This is a genomic window from Shewanella sp. Pdp11 (assembly GCF_002838165.1).
In the GTDB taxonomy this organism is placed as follows: domain Bacteria; phylum Pseudomonadota; class Gammaproteobacteria; order Enterobacterales; family Shewanellaceae; genus Shewanella; species Shewanella hafniensis.
Map to the genome: position 1 here is coordinate 1032761 of NZ_CP015194.1, position 24427 is coordinate 1057187.

Genomic DNA, 24427 nt, shown 5'->3' on the forward strand with positions numbered 1-24427 from the left:
TTAAGGAATGATATTATGGTGTGGATTAGTGTCCAGTGGCGCAATTCCTTGTACAGGTTCTGGTGTGACTGGCTGAGTATCAACAATTAACGAACCATTTCCATTGGTACCAAGTAGACCGTTAATAATACCCGCATTATCAGTCGCACCATATTGGCTATAGAGGTCAACCCCATCAAGCACAATATGTTGATCAATAACTCCATCTTTATTTGCATCTATATCGATAACGGTAGAGCCATTATCTAATCTAAAGCTGAGATATTCATCTAATGTATTAGCCGTTTCTCCTTGGAGCAAATCACTCAGGTCGAGCTTATCTTCATTCACATTGAAGTCCACAATGTGGTCTGTGCCCTTATCGGCATCGGCATAGCGCCACACGAAGGTATCGGCACCGCCATCACCACGCAGAACGTCATTACCAAGGCCGCCAATCAGAGTATCGTTGCCAGCACCGCCAATCAAGGTATCGTTGCCTGTGCCGCCATAGAGAGTATCTTTGCCTGCTCCTCCATCTAAATAATCATTGCCACCTTGACCAAAGAGAATGTCGTTACCGGCACCACCAAATAAGATGTCTGCTTTATCGTTTGTTCCAGATTGGTCAAACTCGTCAGTATGTTCACTGATATACCTGTGCACCTGTGCATCACTGGCTTCGTTAATACCGAGTTTATCGGCAACGTAGGCTTTAATGGCTGCGTAACCTTGACCGCTAATACCGGCAAAGTGTATCGCGTCACCAAAGATGACATCGTCGCCAGCACCACCATCAAAACGATCTGAGCCTGGAATGGCGTTAACTTGGTCACCAAGAATGGCATCGGCTAGATCATCAGCATCTATATTCGTTTGAACATTACCATCAGTGTCATAAGGTAATAAGTCAGCCTCATTGATGTTTGAGCCCATGCCGATGGCTTGAACCGTAACTCCAAGGCCCGAGAGTAATGCAAAGCCAGCTTGGGAATTTGTAACTGTATCAGTGTTGGTGTCACTACCGTTACCAGACAAAGCATAGTACTGGTTGTTACCTTGGGCATCGGGGCGCATTGCTCCAACAGGGCTCCGGCTCACGCTGTAGAAGTCCTCTTCTACGCGGAACACATTACCATTTTCATCAATCACTACATGCCCGTTAACGGTATAGACTTGGCCGAATACGTAGCCAGTGCCGATGACTTGTGACAAGCTACGATCATTATTGTTCGGCCATGTGTCGTAGACCTTTGGGTTACCACCCGCATCAGCATTATAGTAGGTCGGTTTGCCGTCAGTTATAAAGAAAGCAAGATTAGTAGCCCCACTATTATTTTGGGCATCACCATTGGCGAACCAGTTGGCCGTGGTAGTGAATACATCCTCATAGTTGGTACCGCCGCCGCGGCTCATATCATCTAATGCTTCTTGAAGAATATTCAATGCATTGGGGTCACTAAGATCTACACTGATGCTGCCCTTAGCATGAGTATCAAAATCAACCAAGAAGATGTTCACTGTGCCGCTTTGTGGGCCACCGGCACTGTCTATGAGGGTTTCCAATACCTGGGCCAACTGCAATTTCATCGTCTCTAGCGTATCAGCGTTAATACTGCCTGAGCTATCGACCATAAAGGCAATATTGTAGTTTTGGCCTGGCAGAATAATACTGCCATCCAAGTCGCCAACCACAATATTGTGCTCATTACCAAAGTTAAGATTTTGATCGCCAGGCTCTCCTTCATGACCACTGAAGTAGCTAAGAATGACGCTATCTGCATCTGTTGCAGTATTGGTCAGGTCTGTACCTGACTCTCTTGATACTGCTTCGACAACGAGGTTGACTTGACCTGCATATTCACCAGGAACCCTTAATGTTAATCCTGTCAGATTGACATCTAAAGATGCACTGTTCCATACGCTGCCATGATTTAGAAGAATATTACCGTCTGCATCTGCAGTCCCCATTAAGGTACCGTTACTGCTGTAGAGTAAGGTGCCTTCGGGTAAACCACTGAGCTGAATGCTATCGATGCTTTCGCTACCGTCTCGATCCGCAAGTGACACATTAATTTCGATTGGATAGTCTACAGCTGTAGGCTGTTCTAATGTGAGTTCACCTGTGATTTGATTGATCGCGTATATGCCATCCTTGAATTGCACATACTCAACATTATGCAGGGCCTTAGTAACACCGATGCCATTTTCAGTTACAAAGAAGTTGAACCAACGATCATTGCTAGAGTAGCCTGCGCCTTTCTCTATTATGTAGTCGGCTCGGTTGCCAAGAAGTACGGCGATATCTGTTCCTGCATCACCGTAGAGCCCGTCATTACCTAGACCAGCAACAAGAACATCATTTCCCGTTCCGCCATAGAGAGAGTCACCTTGAACGGCATCACTGCCGACGAGTATGTCATCACCATCCATACCGTCGAGTAGATCACCGCCGCCATTTGCGCTGACAAGATGATCGTTCCCCCCAGTACCGAGCAACTGATCTTGTCCGGAAGTATTATCAATAGTGCGCGTACCAGTATTAAATGGTGCGGTAGTAAAATCGCCCGTACGGAATTGTTCGGTAGTGATACCTGAAGTCTTAAAGTTACTGTATAGCGGTATGCCATTATCAGTCAGAATAACGTTAACGACAGGCTTATCTGCTATAGGTAAGACAGTGATATCAAGTGCTGCAGTGGAACCAGTATTTGTTGTGTAGGTGACACTTGGCATTTCGCCAGCCCAGTTATCATTTGGAGTAAACTGGAATTCACCATTAGCTTGTATTAATAAGCTACCCACGGCCAAGGTAACGGTTTGCCCAGCGTTAAAACTGGTTTGCATACCGTTATACATGACTCTGAAGCTAGTGATGCTCAGATTGCCGAGTTGATCATTGGTAAGAACATTACCCGTTAGCTGCTGATCTTCGTCGATGGTATAACGATCGTCAGTCGCATCAATAACGGTAGCATTGTCCGTGCCTTCAGCTGATTCATTATTCGCACTATCAGTTTGAGTGGCGGTGACTGAGATTGCCTGACCTGCAGTCGGAGTAGGCTCTGTCCAAGTAATAACACCATTTGTATAGGTGTAACCTGTTGCTAGAGCACCATTACTAAATTTCAGTACGCCATTGTCAAGAATGAGGTCTACTGTACTGTTATTACCTGCATTATCGATTTCTAGATGTACACTGCCGCCAGAATTAAAGTCACTAGCATTAATTTTGACCTGTATTTGAACACCATTACTACCTATCTCAGTACTCGTCAAATACGCGTCATCATTTACATCATCGATGATGCGCACCTCAGGTGCAGAAGGTGGCGTTGTATCAACATAAACTTGTGGAATAACAGAGAAAGTACCATCTGTATGATCGCCGTCTCCATCAGTGGCTCTTACTTTGAAATCAATATCACCATCGCTAGGTTGTAACATCTCTTGATATTGATGGAAGTCCCATTGACCTGTACCTGGGGTAAACTCAAGTTTGAATACCAAGTGACCAGCAGCATCGACCCCAATCAGCGTATTTGCCGTTTGGGTTATGGTAATTGCACTGCCTGTTGCAGTGAATAAATTGGTTTCATCACTACCTTGTAATGTGAGCGAACCTTTACCATCTGCGCCCCAATCAGGGCTTACTGTTCCTGAAGCAAAGGCGATTGCTGGTGGAGTCGTTGTGCCTAAAAACTCAATAGCGGTAACAGTGAAGTCACTATTATCACCGCTACTTGGGCCTTGGCCATTATCAAGGGCTTTGATGACCATAGTGTCAAAACCGCCTTGTAAGGCTTGGAAGTTGGCGGCATAGTCGCCACTGCTGGCATCTGAGCTAAATGTTTGAGTTGCGATAAGTTGGCCATCTCGCCAAAACTCGACGACACCGACTTCTAGTTCGCCACCAAACATGTGGGAGAACTGGATATTTACGCCGTAGGCAATAGTTCCTGGATCGAGAGTAATGATGATTTCTTCAGATGCAGAACTTCCATCTGCAAATTTACGGAAATCGACTTCATTCGCGAGATTATGATAAGGGGCGCCAGCACTACTTACACCTATCCCGCTACCGCTACCAAAGATTTCGGCATCAATTAAATTTGAGTCAGTTGATGAAGTGAATCCTCTTGCACTGATAGTAAATCCATTAAAATCTAATGAACTATTATTACCGCTGTAACCTGTGAGTGAGAATAAGCCCACCAATGAATCAGGAATGCTTGTTGTTGTGGTTTGCACGGCTGCAATTGGTGATATGACTGGAGCATCATCTTCAATGGTGACATTGAAACTTCCAGTTGATGTACCACCATGGCCATCATTAACATTGATACCGATATTGACTGACAAGGTGTCTTCAGTCTCAGTATCTGGATGATCGACAGGACCTTTTAGCGTGACATCATAGGTCCAATTTCCTGAACTACCAGTAACTGGTGGCGTCAGTGTTGCAGTCATAATTTCGGTATATGAAGCCTCACCTGCAGTACCAATATAACCCGTTAAAATTTGCGTGACAGGATCCCAACTCCATTGAATTGCTTGGCCACCAGATAATAATCCTGTAGGTCCAGACAGTGACACAGTTAAAGAATCACTATCAATATCATTGATATTTATTGTGCCGCTAGCCGAAACATCATCTGTAGTATCAGAATTACCAATAACATCAATTATACCGTTAAGTAGCCCCTCTTCAGATACCGTAGCATTTGATGCAGAATTAATCACAGGCACATCGTTGGTGCCGGTAATGGTGATGGTGACTGTGTGCTCAGTGCCGTCTTGGCTCAACACCACAAAGGTTTCGACCTTAGTTTCGCCTTCAGCCAGATATTGCACGTCGGCGTTATCGACGTTGTAAGTCCAGTTGCCCGCCGCATCGATAGTCAGGCTGCCGAGCGCGCCATTGCTAGCAACGCCGTTGCCCGCTTGGAATACCGCTTGGCCGCTGTCGGCATCGGTAATGGTTAAGGTGCCGCTGTCAGTCAGAACTGGATCGGTGGCATCTTCAGTGACCGCGCCGACATCGTCGCCAGCAATCACAGGCACATCGTTGGTACCGGTAATGGTGATGGTGACTGTGTGCTCAGTGCCGTCTTGGCTCAACACCACAAAGGTTTCGACCTTGGTTTCGCCTTCAGCCAGATATTGCACGTCGGCGTTATCGACGTTGTAAGTCCAGTTGCCCGCCGCATCGATAGTCAGGCTGCCGAGCGCGCCAACACTTGGAGTGCCGTTGCCCGCTTGGAATACCGCCTGGCCGCTGTCGGCATCGGTAATGGTTAAGGTGCCGCTGTCAGTCAGAACTGGATCGGTGGCATCTTCAGTGACCGCGCCAACATCGTCACCAGCAATCACAGGCACATCGTTGGTGCCGGTAATGGTGATGGTGACCGTGTGCTCAGTGCCGTCTTGGCTCAACACCACAAAGGTTTCGACCTTAGTTTCGCCTTCAGCCAGATATTGCACGTCGGCGTTATCGACGTTGTAAGTCCAGTTGCCCGCCGCATCGATAGTCAGGCTGCCGAGCGCGCCATTGCTAGCAACGCCGTTGCCCGCTTGGAATACCGCCTGGCCGCTGTCGGCATCGGTAATGGTTAAGGTGCCGCTGTCAGTCAGAACTGGATCGGTGGCATCTTCAGTGACCGCGCCGACATCGTCGCCAGCAATCACAGGCACATCGTTGGTGCCGGTAATGGTGATGGTGACCGTGTGCTCAGTGCCATCGTCACTCAAGACCACAAAGGTTTCGACCTTGGTTTCGCCTTCAGCCAGATATTGCACGTCGGCGTTATCGACGTTGTAAGTCCAGTTGCCGTCAGCATCGATAGTCAGGCTGCCGAGCGCGCCAACACTTGGAGTGCCGTTGCCCGCTTGGAATACCGCCTGGCCGCTGTCGGCATCGGTAATGGTTAAGGTGCCGCTGTCAGTCAGAACTGGATCGGTGGCATCTTCAGTGACCGCGCCAACATCGTCGCCAGCAATCACAGGCACATCGTTGGTGCCGGTGATGGTGATGGTGACCGTGTGCTCAGTGCCGTCTTGGCTCAACACCACAAAGGTTTCGACCTTGGTTTCGCCTTCAGCCAGATATTGCACGTCGGCGTTATCGACGTTGTAAGTCCAGTTGCCCGCCGCATCGATAGTCAGGCTGCCGAGTGCGCCATTGCTAGCAACGCCGTTGCCCGCTTGGAATACCGCTTGGCCGCTGTCGGCATCGGTAATGGTTAAGGTGCCGCTGTCAGTCAGAACTGGATCGGTGGCATCTTCAGTGACCGCGCCGACATCGTCGCCAGCAATCACAGGCACATCGTTGGTGCCGGTAATGGTGATGGTGACCGTGTGCTCAGTGCCATCGTCACTCAAGACCACAAAGGTTTCGACCTTGGTTTCGCCTTCAGCCAGATATTGCACGTCGGCGTTATCGACGTTGTAAGTCCAGTTGCCCGCCGCATCGATAGTCAGGCTGCCGAGCGCGCCAACACTTGGAGTGCCGTTGCCCGCTTGGAATACCGCCTGGCCGCTGTCGGCATCGGTAATGGTTAAGGTGCCGCTGTCAGTCAGAACTGGATCGGTGGCATCTTCAGTGACCGCGCCGACATCGTCACCAGCAATCACAGGCACATCGTTGGTGCCGGTAATGGTGATGGTGACCGTGTGCTCAGTGCCGTCTTGGCTCAACACCACAAAGGTTTCGACCTTAGTTTCGCCTTCAGCCAGATATTGCACGTCGGCGTTATCGACGTTGTAAGTCCAGTTGCCCGCCGGATCGATAGTCAGGCTACCGAGCGCGCCATTGCTAGCAACGCCGTTGCCCGCTTGGAATACCGCTTGGCCGCTGTCGGCATCGGTAATGGTTAAGGTGCCGCTGTCAGTCAGAACTGGATCGGTGGCATCTTCAGTGACCGCGCCGACATCGTCGCCAGCAATCACAGGCACATCGTTGGTACCGGTAATGGTGATGGTGACCGTGTGCTCAGTGCCATCGTCACTCAAGACCACAAAGGTTTCGACCTTGGTTTCGCCTTCAGCCAGATATTGCACGTCGGCGTTATCGACGTTGTAAGTCCAGTTGCCCGCCGCATCGATAGTCAGGCTGCCGAGCGCGCCATTGCTAGCAACGCCGTTGCCCGCTTGGAATACCGCCTGGCCGCTGTCGGCATCGGTAATGGTTAAGGTGCCGCTGTCAGTCAGAACTGGATCGGTGGCATCTTCAGTGACCGCGCCAACATCGTCACCAGCAATCACAGGCACATCGTTGGTGCCGGTAATGGTGATGGTGACCGTGTGCTCAGTGCCATCGTCACTCAAGACCACAAAGGTTTCGACCTTGGTTTCGCCTTCAGCCAGATATTGCACGTCGGCGTTATCGACGTTGTAAGTCCAGTTGCCCGCCGCATCGATAGTCAGGCTGCCGAGCGCGCCAACACTTGGAGTGCCGTTGCCCGCTTGGAATACCGCCTGGCCGCTGTCGGCATCGGTAATGGTTAAGGTGCCGCTGTCAGTCAGAACTGGATCGGTGGCATCTTCAGTGACCGCGCCAACATCGTCGCCAGCAATCACAGGCACATCGTTGGTGCCGGTGATGGTGATGGTGACCGTGTGCTCAGTGCCGTCTTGGCTCAACACCACAAAGGTTTCGACCTTAGTTTCGCCTTCAGCCAGATATTGCACGTCGGCGTTATCGACGTTGTAAGTCCAGTTGCCCGCCGCATCGATAGTCAGGCTGCCGAGCGCGCCATTGCTAGCAACGCCGTTGCCCGCTTGGAATACCGCCTGGCCGCTGTCGGCATCGGTAATGGTTAAGGTGCCGCTGTCAGTCAGAACTGGATCGGTGGCATCTTCAGTGACCGCGCCGACATCGTCGCCAGCAATCACAGGCACATCGTTGGTGCCGGTAATGGTGATGGTGACCGTGTGCTCAGTGCCGTCTTGGCTCAACACCACAAAGGTTTCGACCTTAGTTTCGCCTTCAGCCAGATATTGCACGTCGGCGTTATCGACGTTGTAAGTCCAGTTGCCCGCCGCATCGATAGTCAGGCTGCCGAGCGCGCCATTGCTAGCAACGCCGTTGCCCGCTTGGAATACCGCTTGGCCGCTGTCGGCATCGGTAATGGTTAAGGTGCCGCTGTCAGTCAGAACTGGATCGGTGGCATCTTCAGTGACCGCGCCGACATCGTCGCCAGCAATCACAGGCACATCGTTGGTACCGGTAATGGTGATGGTGACCGTGTGCTCAGTGCCATCGTCACTCAAGACCACAAAGGTTTCGACCTTGGTTTCGCCTTCAGCCAGATATTGCACGTCGGCGTTATCGACGTTGTAAGTCCAGTTGCCGTCGGCATCGATAGTCAGGCTGCCGAGCGCGCCAACACTTGGAGTGCCGTTGCCGGCTTGGAACACGGCCTGGCCGCTGTCGGCATCGGTAATGGTTAAGGTGCCGCTGTCAGTCAGAACTGGATCGGTGGCATCTTCAGTGACCGCGCCAACATCGTCGCCAGCAATCACAGGCACATCGTTGGTGCCGGTAATGGTGATGGTGACCGTGTGCTCAGTGCCATCGTCACTCAAGACCACAAAGGTTTCGACCTTGGTTTCGCCTTCAGCCAGATATTGCACGTCGGCGTTATCGACGTTGTAAGTCCAGTTGCCCGCCGCATCGATAGTCAGGCTGCCGAGCGCGCCATTGCTAGCAACGCCGTTGCCCGCTTGGAATACCGCTTGGCCGCTGTCGGCATCGGTAATGGTTAAGGTGCCGCTGTCAGTCAGAACTGGATCGGTGGCATCTTCAGTGACCGCGCCGACATCGTCGCCAGCAATCACAGGCACATCGTTGGTACCGGTAATGGTGATGGTGACCGTGTGCTCAGTGCCATCGTCACTCAAGACCACAAAGGTTTCGACCTTGGTTTCGCCTTCAGCCAGATATTGCACGTCGGCGTTATCGACGTTGTAAGTCCAGTTGCCGTCGGCATCGATAGTCAGGCTGCCGAGCGCGCCAACACTTGGAGTGCCGTTGCCGGCTTGGAACACCGCCTGGCCGCTGTCGGCATCGGTAATGGTTAAGGTGCCGCTGTCAGTCAGAACTGGATCGGTGGCATCTTCAGTGACCGCGCCGACATCGTCACCAGCAATCACAGGCACATCGTTGGTGCCGGTAATGGTGATGGTGACCGTGTGCTCAGTGCCGTCTTGGCTCAACACCACAAAGGTTTCGACCTTAGTTTCGCCTTCAGCCAGATATTGCACGTCGGCGTTATCGACGTTGTAAGTCCAGTTGCCCGCCGCATCGATAGTCAGGCTGCCGAGCGCGCCATTGCTAGCAACGCCGTTGCCCGCTTGGAATACCGCTTGGCCGCTGTCGGCATCGGTAATGGTTAAGGTGCCGCTGTCAGTCAGAACTGGATCGGTGGCATCTTCAGTGACCGCGCCGACATCGTCGCCAGCAATCACAGGCACATCGTTGGTACCGGTAATGGTGATGGTGACCGTGTGCTCAGTGCCGTCTTGGCTCAACACCACAAAGGTTTCGACCTTGGTTTCGCCTTCAGCCAGATATTGCACGTCGGCGTTATCGACGTTGTAAGTCCAGTTGCCCGCCGCATCGATAGTCAGGCTGCCGAGCGCGCCAACACTTGGAGTGCCGTTGCCCGCTTGGAATACCGCCTGGCCGCTGTCGGCATCGGTAATGGTTAAGGTGCCGCTGTCAGTCAGAACTGGATCGGTGGCATCTTCAGTGACCGCGCCAACATCGTCACCAGCAATCACAGGCACATCGTTGGTGCCGGTAATGGTGATGGTGACCGTGTGCTCAGTGCCGTCTTGGCTCAACACCACAAAGGTTTCGACCTTAGTTTCGCCTTCAGCCAGATATTGCACGTCGGCGTTATCGACGTTGTAAGTCCAGTTGCCGTCGGCATCGATAGTCAGGCTGCCGAGCGCGCCAACACTTGGAGTGCCGTTGCCGGCTTGGAACACGGCCTGGCCGCTGTCGGCATCGGTAATGGTTAAGGTGCCGCTGTCAGTCAGAACTGGATCGGTGGCATCTTCAGTGACCGCGCCGACATCGTCGCCAGCAATCACAGGCACATCGTTGGTACCGGTAATGGTGATGGTGACCGTGTGCTCAGTGCCGTCTTGGCTCAACACCACAAAGGTTTCGACCTTGGTTTCGCCTTCAGCCAGATATTGCACGTCGGCGTTATCGACGTTGTAAGTCCAGTTGCCCGCCGCATCGATAGTCAGGCTGCCGAGCGCGCCAACACTTGGAGTGCCGTTGCCCGCTTGGAATACCGCCTGGCCGCTGTCGGCATCGGTAATGGTTAAGGTGCCGCTGTCAGTCAGAACTGGATCGGTGGCATCTTCAGTGACCGCGCCAACATCGTCACCAGCAATCACAGGCACATCGTTGGTGCCGGTAATGGTGATGGTGACCGTGTGCTCAGTGCCGTCTTGGCTCAACACCACAAAGGTTTCGACCTTAGTTTCGCCTTCAGCCAGATATTGCACGTCGGCGTTATCGACGTTGTAAGTCCAGTTGCCGTCGGCATCGATAGTCAGGCTGCCGAGCGCGCCAACACTTGGAGTGCCGTTGCCGGCTTGGAACACGGCCTGGCCGCTGTCGGCATCGGTAATGGTTAAGGTGCCGCTGTCAGTCAGAACTGGATCGGTGGCATCTTCAGTGACCGCGCCGACATCGTCACCAGCAATCACAGGCACATCGTTGGTGCCGGTAATGGTGATGGTGACCGTGTGCTCAGTGCCGTCTTGGCTCAACACCACAAAGGTTTCGACCTTAGTTTCGCCTTCAGCCAGATATTGCACGTCGGCGTTATCGACGTTGTAAGTCCAGTTGCCCGCCGCATCGATAGTCAGGCTGCCGAGCGCGCCAACACTTGGAGTGCCGTTGCCCGCTTGGAATACCGCCTGGCCGCTGTCGGCATCGGTAATGGTTAAGGTGCCGCTGTCAGTCAGAACTGGATCGGTGGCATCTTCAGTGACCGCGCCAACATCGTCACCAGCAATCACAGGCACATCGTTGGTGCCGGTGATGGTGATGGTGACCGTGTGCTCAGTGCCGTCTTGGCTCAACACCACAAAGGTTTCGACCTTAGTTTCGCCTTCAGCCAGATATTGCACGTCGGCGTTATCGACGTTGTAAGTCCAGTTGCCCGCCGCATCGATAGTCAGGCTGCCGAGCGCGCCATTGCTAGCAACGCCGTTGCCCGCTTGGAATACCGCTTGGCCGCTGTCGGCATCGGTAATGGTTAAGGTGCCGCTGTCAGTCAGAACTGGATCGGTGGCATCTTCAGTGACCGCGCCGACATCGTCGCCAGCAATCACAGGCACATCGTTGGTACCGGTAATGGTGATGGTGACCGTGTGCTCAGTGCCGTCTTGGCTCAACACCACAAAGGTTTCGACCTTGGTTTCGCCTTCAGCCAGATATTGCACGTCGGCGTTATCGACGTTGTAAGTCCAGTTGCCCGCCGCATCGATAGTCAGGCTGCCGAGCGCGCCAACACTTGGAGTGCCGTTGCCCGCTTGGAATACCGCCTGGCCGCTGTCGGCATCGGTAATGGTTAAGGTGCCGCTGTCAGTCAGAACTGGATCGGTGGCATCTTCAGTGACCGCGCCAACATCGTCACCAGCAATCACAGGCACATCGTTGGTGCCGGTAATGGTGATGGTGACCGTGTGCTCAGTGCCGTCTTGGCTCAACACCACAAAGGTTTCGACCTTAGTTTCGCCTTCAGCCAGATATTGCACGTCGGCGTTATCGACGTTGTAAGTCCAGTTGCCCGCCGCATCGATAGTCAGGCTGCCGAGCGCGCCATTGCTAGCAACGCCGTTGCCCGCTTGGAATACCGCTTGGCCGCTGTCGGCATCGGTAATGGTTAAGGTGCCGCTGTCAGTCAGAACTGGATCGGTGGCATCTTCAGTGACCGCGCCGACATCGTCGCCAGCAATCACAGGCACATCGTTGGTACCGGTAATGGTGATGGTGACCGTGTGCTCAGTGCCGTCTTGGCTCAACACCACAAAGGTTTCGACCTTAGTTTCGCCTTCAGCCAGATATTGCACGTCGGCGTTATCGACGTTGTAAGTCCAGTTGCCCGCCGCATCGATAGTCAGGCTGCCGAGCGCGCCATTGCTAGCAACGCCGTTGCCCGCTTGGAATACCGCTTGGCCGCTGTCGGCATCGGTAATGGTTAAGGTGCCGCTGTCAGTCAGAACTGGATCGGTGGCATCTTCAGTGACCGCGCCGACATCGTCGCCAGCAATCACAGGCACATCGTTGGTACCGGTAATGGTGATGGTGACCGTGTGCTCAGTGCCGTCTTGGCTCAACACCACAAAGGTTTCGACCTTGGTTTCGCCTTCAGCCAGATATTGCACGTCGGCGTTATCGACGTTGTAAGTCCAGTTGCCCGCCGCATCGATAGTCAGGCTGCCGAGCGCGCCAACACTTGGAGTGCCGTTGCCCGCTTGGAATACCGCCTGGCCGCTGTCGGCATCGGTAATGGTTAAGGTGCCGCTGTCAGTCAGAACTGGATCGGTGGCATCTTCAGTGACCGCGCCAACATCGTCACCAGCAATCACAGGCACATCGTTGGTGCCGGTAATGGTGATGGTGACCGTGTGCTCAGTGCCGTCTTGGCTCAACACCACAAAGGTTTCGACCTTGGTTTCGCCTTCAGCCAGATATTGCACGTCGGCGTTATCGACGTTGTAAGTCCAGTTGCCCGCCGCATCGATAGTCAGGCTGCCGAGTGCGCCATTGCTAGCAACGCCGTTGCCCGCTTGGAATACCGCTTGGCCGCTGTCGGCATCGGTAATGGTTAAGGTGCCGCTGTCAGTCAGAACTGGATCGGTGGCATCTTCAGTGACCGCGCCGACATCGTCGCCAGCAATCACAGGCACATCGTTGGTGCCGGTAATGGTGATGGTGACCGTGTGCTCAGTGCCATCGTCACTCAAGACCACAAAGGTTTCGACCTTGGTTTCGCCTTCAGCCAGATATTGCACGTCGGCGTTATCGACGTTGTAAGTCCAGTTGCCGTCGGCATCGATAGTCAGGCTGCCGAGCGCGCCAACACTTGGAGTGCCGTTGCCCGCTTGGAATACCGCCTGGCCGCTGTCGGCATCGGTAATGGTTAAGGTGCCGCTGTCAGTCAGAACTGGATCGGTGGCATCTTCAGTGACCGCGCCGACATCGTCGCCAGCAATCACAGGCACATCGTTGGTGCCGGTAATGGTGATGGTGACCGTGTGCTCAGTGCCATCGTCACTCAAGACCACAAAGGTTTCGACCTTAGTTTCGCCTTCAGCCAGATATTGCACGTCGGCGTTATCGACGTTGTAAGTCCAGTTGCCCGCCGCATCGATAGTCAGACTGCCGAGTGCGCCATTGCTAGCAACGCCGTTGCCCGCTTGGAATACCGCCTGGCCGCTGTCGGCATCGGTAATGGTTAAGGTGCCGCTGTCAGTCAGAACTGGATCGGTGGCATCTTCAGTGACCGCGCCGACATCGTCGCCAGCAATCACAGGCACATCGTTGGTGCCGGTGATGGTGATGGTGACCGTGTGCTCAGTGCCGTCTTGGCTCAACACCACAAAGGTTTCGACCTTAGTTTCGCCTTCAGCCAGATATTGCACGTCGGCGTTATCGACGTTGTAAGTCCAGTTGCCCGCCGCATCGATAGTCAGGCTGCCGAGCGCGCCAACACTTGGAGTGCCGTTGCCCGCTTGGAATACCGCTTGGCCGCTGTCGGCATCGGTAATGGTTAAGGTGCCGCTGTCAGTCAGAACTGGATCGGTGGCATCTTCAGTGACCGCGCCGACATCGTCGCCAGCAATCACAGGCACATCGTTGGTACCGGTAATGGTGATGGTGACCGTGTGCTCAGTGCCGTCTTGGCTCAACACCACAAAGGTTTCGACCTTGGTTTCGCCTTCAGCCAGATATTGCACGTCGGCGTTATCGACGTTGTAAGTCCAGTTGCCCGCCGCATCGATAGTCAGGCTGCCGAGCGCGCCAACACTTGGAGTGCCGTTGCCGGCTTGGAACACCGCCTGGCCGCTGTCGGCATCGGTAATGGTTAAGGTGCCGCTGTCAGTCAGAACTGGATCGGTGGCATCTTCAGTGACCGCGCCAACATCGTCGCCAGCAATCACAGGCACATCGTTGGTGCCGGTAATGGTGATGGTGACCGTGTGCTCAGTGCCGTCTTGGCTCAACACCACAAAGGTTTCGACCTTGGTTTCGCCTTCAGCCAGATATTGCACGTCGGCGTTATCGACGTTGTAAGTCCAGTTGCCCGCCGCATCGATAGTCAGGCTGCCGAGCGCGCCAACACTTGGAGTGCCGTTGCCCGCTTGGAATACCGCCTGGCCGCTGTCGGCATCGGTAATGGTTAAGGTGCCGCTGTCAGTCAGAACTGGATCGGTGGCATCTTCAGTGACCGCGCCGACATCGTCGCCAGCAATCACAGGCACATCGTTGGTGCCGGTAATGGTGATGGTGACCGTGTGCTCAGTGCCATCGTCACTCAAGACCACAAAGGTTTCGACCTTAGTTTCGCCTTCAGCCAGATATTGCACGTCGGCGTTATCGACGTTGTAAGTCCAGTTGCCCGCCGCATCGATAGTCAGGCTGCCGAGCGCGCCATTGCTAGCAACGCCGTTGCCCGCTTGGAATACCGCCTGGCCGCTGTCGGCATCGGTAATGGTTAAGGTGCCGCTGTCAGTCAGAACTGGATCGGTGGCATCTTCAGTGACCGCGCCAACATCGTCACCAGCAATCACAGGCACATCGTTGGTGCCGGTAATGGTGATGGTGACTGTGTGCTCAGTGCCGTCTTGGCTCAACACCACAAAGGTTTCGACCTTGGTTTCGCCTTCAGCCAGATATTGCACGTCGGCGTTATCGACGTTGTAAGTCCAGTTGCCCGCCGCATCGATAGTCAGGCTGCCGAGTGCGCCATTGCTAGCAACGCCGTTGCCCGCTTGGAATACCGCCTGGCCGCTGTCGGCATCGGTAATGGTTAAGGTGCCGCTGTCAGTCAGAACTGGATCGGTGGCATCTTCAGTGACCGCGCCAACATCGTCACCAGCAATCACAGGCACATCGTTGGTGCCGGTAATGGTGATGGTGACCGTGTGCTCAGTGCCGTCTTGGCTCAACACCACAAAGGTTTCGACCTTGGTTTCGCCTTCAGCCAGATATTGCACGTCGGCGTTATCGACGTTGTAAGTCCAGTTGCCCGCCGCATCGATAGTCAGGCTGCCGAGCGCGCCAACACTTGGAGTGCCGTTGCCCGCTTGGAATACCGCCTGGCCGCTGTCGGCATCGGTAATGGTTAAGGTGCCGCTGTCAGTCAGAACTGGATCGGTGGCATCTTCAGTGACTGCGCCGACATCGTCGCCAGCAATCACAGGCACATCGTTGGTGCCGGTAATGGTGATGGTGACCGTGTGCTCAGTGCCGTCTTGGCTCAACACCACAAAGGTTTCGACCTTAGTTTCGCCTTCAGCCAGATATTGCACGTCGGCGTTATCGACGTTGTAAGTCCAGTTGCCCGCCGCATCGATAGTCAGGCTGCCGAGCGCGCCATTGCTAGCAACGCCGTTGCCCGCTTGGAATACCGCCTGGCCGCTGTCGGCATCGGTAATGGTTAAGGTGCCGCTGTCAGTCAGAACTGGATCGGTGGCATCTTCAGTGACCGCGCCGACATCGTCGCCAGCAATCACAGGCACATCGTTGGTGCCGGTAATGGTGATGGTGACCGTGTGCTCAGTGCCATCGTCACTCAAGACCACAAAGGTTTCGACCTTGGTTTCGCCTTCAGCCAGATATTGCACGTCGGCGTTATCGACGTTGTAAGTCCAGTTGCCGTCGGCATCGATAGTCAGGCTGCCGAGCGCGCCAACACTTGGAGTGCCGTTGCCCGCTTGGAATACCGCCTGGCCGCTGTCGGCATCGGTAATGGTTAAGGTGCCGCTGTCAGTCAGAACTGGATCGGTGGCATCTTCAGTGACCGCGCCGACATCGTCGCCAGCAATCACAGGCACATCGTTGGTGCCGGTAATGGTGATGGTGACCGTGTGCTCAGTGCCATCGTCACTCAAGACCACAAAGGTTTCGACCTTAGTTTCGCCTTCAGCCAGATATTGCACGTCGGCGTTATCGACGTTGTAAGTCCAGTTGCCGTCGGCATCGATAGTCAGACTGCCGAGTGCGCCATTGCTAGCAACGCCGTTGCCCGCTTGGAATACCGCCTGGCCGCTGTCGGCATCGGTAATGGTTAAGGTGCCGCTGTCAGTCAGAACTGGATCGGTGGCATCTTCAGTGACCGCGCCGACATCGTCACCAGCAATCACAGGCACATCGTTGGTGCCGGTAATGGTGATGGTGACCGTGTGCTCAGTGCCGTCTTGGCTCAACACCACAAAGGTTTCGACCTTAGTTTCGCCTTCAGCCAGATATTGCACGTCGGCGTTATCGACGTTGTAAGTCCAGTTGCCCGCCGCATCGATAGTCAGGCTGCCGAGCGCGCCAACACTTGGAGTGCCGTTGCCCGCTTGGAATACCGCTTGGCCGCTGTCGGCATCGGTAATGGTTAAGGTGCCGCTGTCAGTCAGAACTGGATCGGTGGCATCTTCAGTGACCGCGCCGACATCGTCGCCAGCAATCACAGGCACATCGTTGGTACCGGTAATGGTGATGGTGACCGTGTGCTCAGTGCCATCGTCACTCAAGACCACAAAGGTTTCGACCTTGGTTTCGCCTTCAGCCAGATATTGCACGTCGGCGTTATCGACGTTGTAAGTCCAGTTGCCCGCCGCATCGATAGTCAGGCTGCCGAGCGCGCCAACACTTGGAGTGCCGTTGCCGGCTTGGAACACCGCCTGGCCGCTGTCGGCATCGGTAATGGTTAAGGTGCCGCTGTCAGTCAGAACTGGATCGGTGGCATCTTCAGTGACCGCGCCAACATCGTCGCCAGCAATCACAGGCACATCGTTGGTGCCGGTAATGGTGATGGTGACCGTGTGCTCAGTGCCGTCTTGGCTCAACACCACAAAGGTTTCGACCTTGGTTTCGCCTTCAGCCAGATATTGCACGTCGGCGTTATCGACGTTGTAAGTCCAGTTGCCCGCCGCATCGATAGTCAGGCTGCCGAGCGCGCCAACACTTGGAGTGCCGTTGCCCGCTTGGAATACCGCTTGGCCGCTGTCGGCATCGGTAATGGTTAAGGTGCCGCTGTCAGTCAGAACTGGATCGGTGGCATCTTCAGTGACCGCGCCGACATCGTCGCCAGCAATCACAGGCACATCGTTGGTGCCGGTAATGGTGATGGTGACCGTGTGCTCAGTGCCATCGTCACTCAAGACCACAAAGGTTTCGACCTTAGTTTCGCCTTCAGCCAGATATTGCACGTCGGCGTTATCGACGTTGTAAGTCCAGTTGCCCGCCGCATCGATAGTCAGGCTGCCGAGCGCGCCATTGCTAGCAACGCCGTTGCCCGCTTGGAATACCGCCTGGCCGCTGTCGGCATCGGTAATGGTTAAGGTGCCGCTGTCAGTCAGAACTGGATCGGTGGCATCTTCAGTGACCGCGCCAACATCGTCACCAGCAATCACAGGCACATCGTTGGTGCCGGTAATGGTGATGGTGACTGTGTGCTCAGTGCCGTCTTGGCTCAACACCACAAAGGTTTCGACCTTGGTTTCGCCTTCAGCCAGATATTGCACGTCGGCGTTATCGACGTTGTAAGTCCAGTTGCCCGCCGCATCGATAGTCAGGCTGCCGAGTGCGCCATTGCTAGCAACGCCGTTGCCCGCTTGGAATACCGCCTGGCCGCTGTCGGCATCGGTAATGGTTAAGGTGCCGCTGTCAGTCAGAACTGGATCGGTGGCATCTTCAGTGACCGCGCCAACATCGTCACCAGCAATCACAGGCACATCGTTGGTGCCGGTAATGGTGATGGTGACCGTGTGCTCAGTGCCGTCTTGGCTCAACACCACAAAGGTTTCGACCTTGGTTTCGCCTTCAGCCAGATATTGCACGTCGGCGTTATCGACGTTGTAAGTCCAGTTGCCCGCCGCATCGATAGTCAGGCTGCCGAGCGCGCCAACACTTGGAGTGCCGTTGCCCGCTTGGAATACCGCCTGGCCGCTGTCGGCATCGGTAATGGTTAAGGTGCCGCTGTCAGTCAGAACTGGATCGGTGGCATCTTCAGTGACTGCGCCGACATCGTCGCCAGCAATCACAGGCACATCGTTGGTGCCGGTAATGGTGATGGTGACCGTGTGCTCAGTGCCGTCTTGGCTCAACACCACAAAGGTTTCGACCTTAGTTTCGCCTTCAGCCAGATATTGCACGTCGGCGTTATCGACGTTGTAAGTCCAGTTGCCCGCCGCATCGATAGTCAGGCTGCCGAGCGCGCCATTGCTAGCAACGCCGTTGCCCGCTTGGAATACCGCCTGGCCGCTGTCGGCATCGGTAATGGTTAAGGTGCCGCTGTCAGTCAGAACTGGATCGGTGGCATCTTCAGTGACCGCGCCGACATCGTCGCCAGCAATCACAGGCACATCGTTGGTGCCGGTAATGGTGATGGTGACCGTGTGCTCAGTGCCATCGTCACTCAAGACCACAAAGGTTTCGACCTTGGTTTCGCCTTCAGCCAGATATTGCACGTCGGCGTTATCGACGTTGTAAGTCCAGTTGCCGTCGGCATCGATAGTCAGGCTGCCGAGCGCGCCAACACTTGGAGTGCCGTTGCCCGCTTGGAATACCGCCTGGCCGCTGTCGGCATCGGTAATGGTTAAGGTGCCGCTGTCAGTCAGAACTGGATCGGTGGCATCTTCAGTGACCGCGCCGACATCGTCGCCAGCAATCACAGGCACATCGTTGGTGCCGGTAATGGTGATGGTGACCGTGTGCTCAGTGCCATCGTCACTCAAGACCACAAAGGTTTCGACCTTAGTTTCGCCTTCAGCCAGATATTGCACGTCGGCGTTATCGACGTTGTAAGTCCAGTTGCCGTCGGCATCGATAGTCAGACTGCCGAGTGCGCCATTGCTAGCAACGCCGTTGCCCGCTTGGAATACCGCCTGGCCGCTGTCGGCATCGGTAATGGTTAAGGTGCCGCTGTCAGTCAGAACTGGATCGGTGGCATCTTCAGTGACCGCGCCGACATCGTCACCAGCAATCACAGGCACATCGTTGGTGCCGGTAATGGTGATGGTGACCGTGTGCTCAGTGCCGTCTTGGCTCAACACCACAAAGGTTTCGACCTTAGTTTCGCCTTCAGCCAGATATTGCACGTCGGCGTTATCGACGTTGTAAGTCCAGTTGCCCGCCGGATCGATAGTCAGGCTACCGAGCGCGCCATTGCTAGCAACGCCGTTGCCCGCTTGGAATACCGCTTGGCCGCTGTCGGCATCGGTAATGGTTAAGGTGCCGCTGTCAGTCAGAACTGGATCGGTGGCATCTTCAGTGACCGCGCCGACATCGTCGCCAGCAATCACAGGCACATCGTTGGTACCGGTAATGGTGATGGTGACCGTGTGCTCAGTGCCATCGTCACTCAAGACCACAAAGGTTTCGACCTTGGTTTCGCCTTCAGCCAGATATTGCACGTCGGCGTTATCGACGTTGTAAGTCCAGTTGCCCGCCGCATCGATAGTCAGGCTGCCGAGCGCGCCATTGCTAGCAACGCCGTTGCCCGCTTGGAATACCGCCTGGCCGCTGTCGGCATCGGTAATGGTTAAGGTGCCGCTGTCAGTCAGAACTGGATCGGTGGCATCTTCAGTGACCGCGCCAACATCGTCACCAGCAATCACAGGCACATCGTTGGTGCCGGTAATGGTGATGGTGACCGTGTGCTCAGTGCCATCGTCACTCAAGACCACAAAGGTTTCGACCTTGGTTTCGCCTTCAGCCAGATATTGCACGTCGGCGTTATCGACGTTGTAAGTCCAGTTGCCGTCGGCATCGATAGTCAGGCTGCCGAGCGCGCCAACACTTGGAGTGCCGTTGCCCGCTTGGAATACCGCCTGGCCGCTGTCGGCATCGGTAATGGTTAAGGTGCCGCTGTCAGTCAGAACTGGATCGGTGGCATCTTCAGTGACCGCGCCAACATCGTCACCAGCAATCACAGGCACATCGTTGGTGCCGGTAATGGTGATGGTGACCGTGTGCTCAGTGCCGTCTTGGCTCAACACCACAAAGGTTTCGACCTTAGTTTCGCCTTCAGCCAGATATTGCACGTCGGCGTTATCGACGTTGTAAGTCCAGTTGCCCGCCGCATCGATAGTCAGGCTGCCGAGCGCGCCATTGCTAGCAACGCCGTTGCCCGCTTGGAATACCGCTTGGCCGCTGTCGGCATCGGTAATGGTTAAGGTGCCGCTGTCAGTCAGAACTGGATCGGTGGCATCTTCAGTGACCGCGCCGACATCGTCGCCAGCAATCACAGGCACATCGTTGGTACCGGTAATGGTGATGGTGACCGTGTGCTCAGTGCCATCGTCACTCAAGACCACAAAGGTTTCGACCTTGGTTTCGCCTTCAGCCAGATATTGCACGTCGGCGTTATCGACGTTGTAAGTCCAGTTGCCCGCCGCATCGATAGTCAGGCTGCCGAGCGCGCCATTGCTAGCAACGCCGTTGCCCGCTTGGAATACCGCCTGGCCGCTGTCGGCATCGGTAATGGTTAAGGTGCCGCTGTCAGTCAGAACTGGATCGGTGGCATCTTCAGTGACCGCGCCGACATCGTCACCAGCAATCACAGGCACATCGTTGGTGCCGGTAATGGTGATGGTGACCGTGTGCTCAGTGCCGTCTTGGCTCAACACCACAAAGGTTTCGACCTTAGTTTCGCCTTCAGCCAGATATTGCACGTCGGCGTTATCGACGTTGTAAGTCCAGTTGCCCGCCGCATCGATAGTCAGGCTGCCGAGCGCGCCAACACTTGGAGTGCCGTTGCCCGCTTGGAATACCGCCTGGCCGCTGTCGGCATCGGTAATGGTTAAGGTGCCGCTGTCAGTCAGAACTGGATCGGTGGCATCTTCAGTGACCGCGCCAACATCGTCGCCAGCAATCACAGGTAAGTCATCTACTGGGGAGATCTTGATTGTTAATGTATTCGACTCTCCAGTGTTAGTGACATAGGTGAGGTCTGGTACTGGACCATCGTAATTTGCCGCTGGTGTAAAGCTATAATTACCATCGGCATTTAGTGTAATGCTACCCACTCCAAGAATCACTGCTGTTTGGCCAACAGTGAAGTTTTCTTGGATTCCATCTTTGTTCGTATCAAGGCTGAAACTTACAACGGAAGTATTGCCAACATCATTAGTGAGCACATTTCCAGTACCAATACTGTCTTCGGCTATTTCCAGAGTGTCACTCTGAGTATTGGTTAAGCTAGCCTGATCTTGTCCGGATGAAGTATTTCCTGCCTTATCTGTGACTTCGGCGCTTATAACTAAGTTGGTTCCAATCGCAGGGGCATCAATCGCTAGCGCTAAACCATTGTCTAACATAGCTTGGGTTATTATCCCGTTGAACAACTCATTACCTGCTTGGTCCGTTACTACTAGAGAGTCGCCAACTTCTGTACCTGCACTTAAGGTGACTGCGATGTTTATTTGGCCATTGAGTTCGTCATTGTTAATAAAGCCATCATTGTTGATGTCTTCTGAAATGATTACTGTTGGCGATGAATTGGCAGAGCTTGTATCAATCACTACGTCTTGGGTGACGGTCTTGCTGTTGCCAGCCAGGTCAGTGACGGTGGCGCTGACAGGGTAAGTGCCATCGGCCAAGGTGGTGCCGGTTAAGTCAACACTCCAGTTACCGCTGGCATCAATCACCAAGCCGTTGGCGGTGGTGTAGACCACGCCATTGATGGTGACGGCCAAGGTGCTGTCATCGCCCAAATCGACCGTGCCGTTGAAGACTAAGGTGTTGTCATTGGTGATGAAGTCGCTGCCCGAGGCGCCGGTGTCATCGGTAATGCTGGTGATCGCCACGGTGTTGCCGTCGCCATCTTGGTCAATCTTAGTATCAATCACCACGTCTTGGGTGACGGTCTTGCTGTTGCCAGCCAGGTCAGTGACGGTGGCGCTGACAGGGTAAGTGCCATCGGCCAAGGTGGTACCAGTCAGGTCAACACTCCAGTTACCGCTGGCATCAATCACCAAGCCGTTGGCGGTGGTGTAGACCACGCCATTGATGGTGACGGCCAAGATGCTGTTGTCACCCAAATCGACGGTGCCGTTGAAGACTAAGGTGTTGTCATTGGTGATGAAGTCGCTGCCCGAGGCGCCGGTGTCATCGGTAATGCTGGTGATCGCCACGGTGTTGCCGTCGCCATCTTGGTCAATCTGGGTGTCTACATTGCCATTATCAGTGGCTTTACCTGTATTGCCAGCAGGATCTGTTACTGTTGCTACAGCGGTATAATCACCTTCAGCCAGAGGGGTTGCGACGTCCACTGCGTAGGCGCCATCTTCATTAACAGTCGTTGTTAATGTCTGTTCTGCACCTGTGCTATCTGTGACAACAATCGTAATTGTGCTACCTGGCGTTGCATCTGACGAACCAGTAATAGTAGGGGTGGTATCTTGTGTATTATCCGGTGCATCTACAGTGATGTTAGGTGCTGTGATATCCACGTTACCGTCATCGGTGGCTGTGCCGGTATTACCTGCAGGATCTGTAACTGTCGCTGTTGCTGTAATAGGGCCTTCGGCGACAGGATTGGTAACATCCACAGTATAAGTACCGTCAGGGTTAACCGTGGTGGTTAGCGTCTGCTCAGTACCAGTGCTGTCGGTGACAACAATTGTTATGGTGCTACCTGGAGGGGCATCTGTAGTGCCCGTGATTGTAGGGGTCGTGTCATTGGTTACATCGGGAACATCAACGGTAATATTTGGTGCTGTGTTATCAACATTACCATTATCTGTGGCTTCACCTGTATTGCCTGCTGGATCTGTCACTGTTGCTACAGCGGTATAGCCGCCTTCAGCGAGTGGATTAGTGACATCTACGGAATAGATGCCATCAGGGTTTACTGTGGTGGTGATAGTTTGCTCTGCACCTGTGCTATCTGTCACTACAATCGTAATAGTGCTACCCGGTGGGGCATCAGTCGAACCTGTGATAGTCGGTGTAGTATCTTGGGTATCATCAGGCGCATCAACAGTAATTGTTGGTCCCGTTGTATCAAGTATTGCTGAATCACTGCCTTCTGGAGATACGTTACCTGCACTATCAGTAATAGTCGCGACAACTGTAATCGTTTCGCCTTCCCCAGGAGCTGGAAGGTTGAGATTCACAAAGCCATTGTTGATATCTTCCTGAGTCAATGTGTAGTCAACACCATTAACAGTAAGTGTATCGCCTACATTTGCACCTGTGCCATCTAAGCCAATAGTGACATTGATTTCAGTATTGCCAGCTAGCTCTTCGTTACTAATAAAACCATCATTGTTTGTATCTGTATTGATAGTGACACTAGGCCCCCCATCGGCGACAGGTGTGACATTGATGGTTAATGTTGCTGAAGAGCCAGTGTTGGTGGTGTAAGTAATAACAGGTACTTGGCCATTCCAGTTTTCATTGGGCGTAAAGGTATATGAACCATCGGCGTTCAAGACTAAAGTGCCGCCTTCGAGTGTCACTTCGGTACCTGCTGCGTAAGTGGTACCGTCGACCTCAAAACTCACAACACTTAAGCTTGAGTCTACATCACTGTCATTATCGAGTACGTTACCTGTGGCAACGGAATCTTCATCGGTCGTATTGCTGTCATTGGCGAGTGCCGATGGGGAATCTGCAGCAATGGTCAGTTGTGGATCATTGGCCGTAGTGCCTGTTAGTGCTTGACCTGTAGTTGAATATCCTGATGTGGCTAAGACTTCGCTACCACTGCGAGCGAGAGTGACATAGCCAGAGTTACCGTCACGGCCTGGAGTGTTCCCTGCTGCGGTTTCTGGAAGATTCTGAGTTGGGTCTTCACCGGATGCAATAAGATCTTGTAATGCTTGGATTTCATCTAAGGCGGCCGCGTCAGTGGCGTTGGTGGCTACTGCGGGTTCGTTGGGGGCAACTTCGTTCGATAGCTTAGTGCCATCGTCGAAGGTGATCTCATAGGTCGCGTTTTCGTCAATATGGAGCACAGCACCTTTTGGGAGTTGTTCGCCATCCTTAGCGGGTTGATTTGAACCATCAACTTCGACATTGATTTGCCCTTTTACTAACTTAAGCAAACCTTTCTTTGATGTAATTACCGATCCCATAATTAGCTCCCAACAGCCAAAGTGTGTTAATTCCACAGACGCACAAATCCAACATATGTGCTGGATTGTGATACAAGTGGTCGAATTTTAGCTAACAAAGTAACGCAAGTCAATTTTTTGA

1 protein-coding gene is annotated in these 24427 nt (G+C 53.9%); it reads right to left on the reverse strand.

What is annotated here, in order from left to right:
* Positions 1-24306, reverse strand: coding sequence for a VCBS domain-containing protein (locus tag AYJ58_RS04700; RefSeq protein WP_106649187.1), 24306 nt, complete (start codon positions 24304-24306; stop codon positions 1-3).
* Positions 24307-24427: the final 121 nt, after the last annotated feature.

Bases quoted from the DNA above. Each gene is read 5' to 3' on its own strand.
- AYJ58_RS04700 (WP_106649187.1), bottom strand. From the start codon at position 24,306: ATGGGATCGGTAATTACATCAAAGAAAGGTTTGCTTAAGTTAGTAAAA.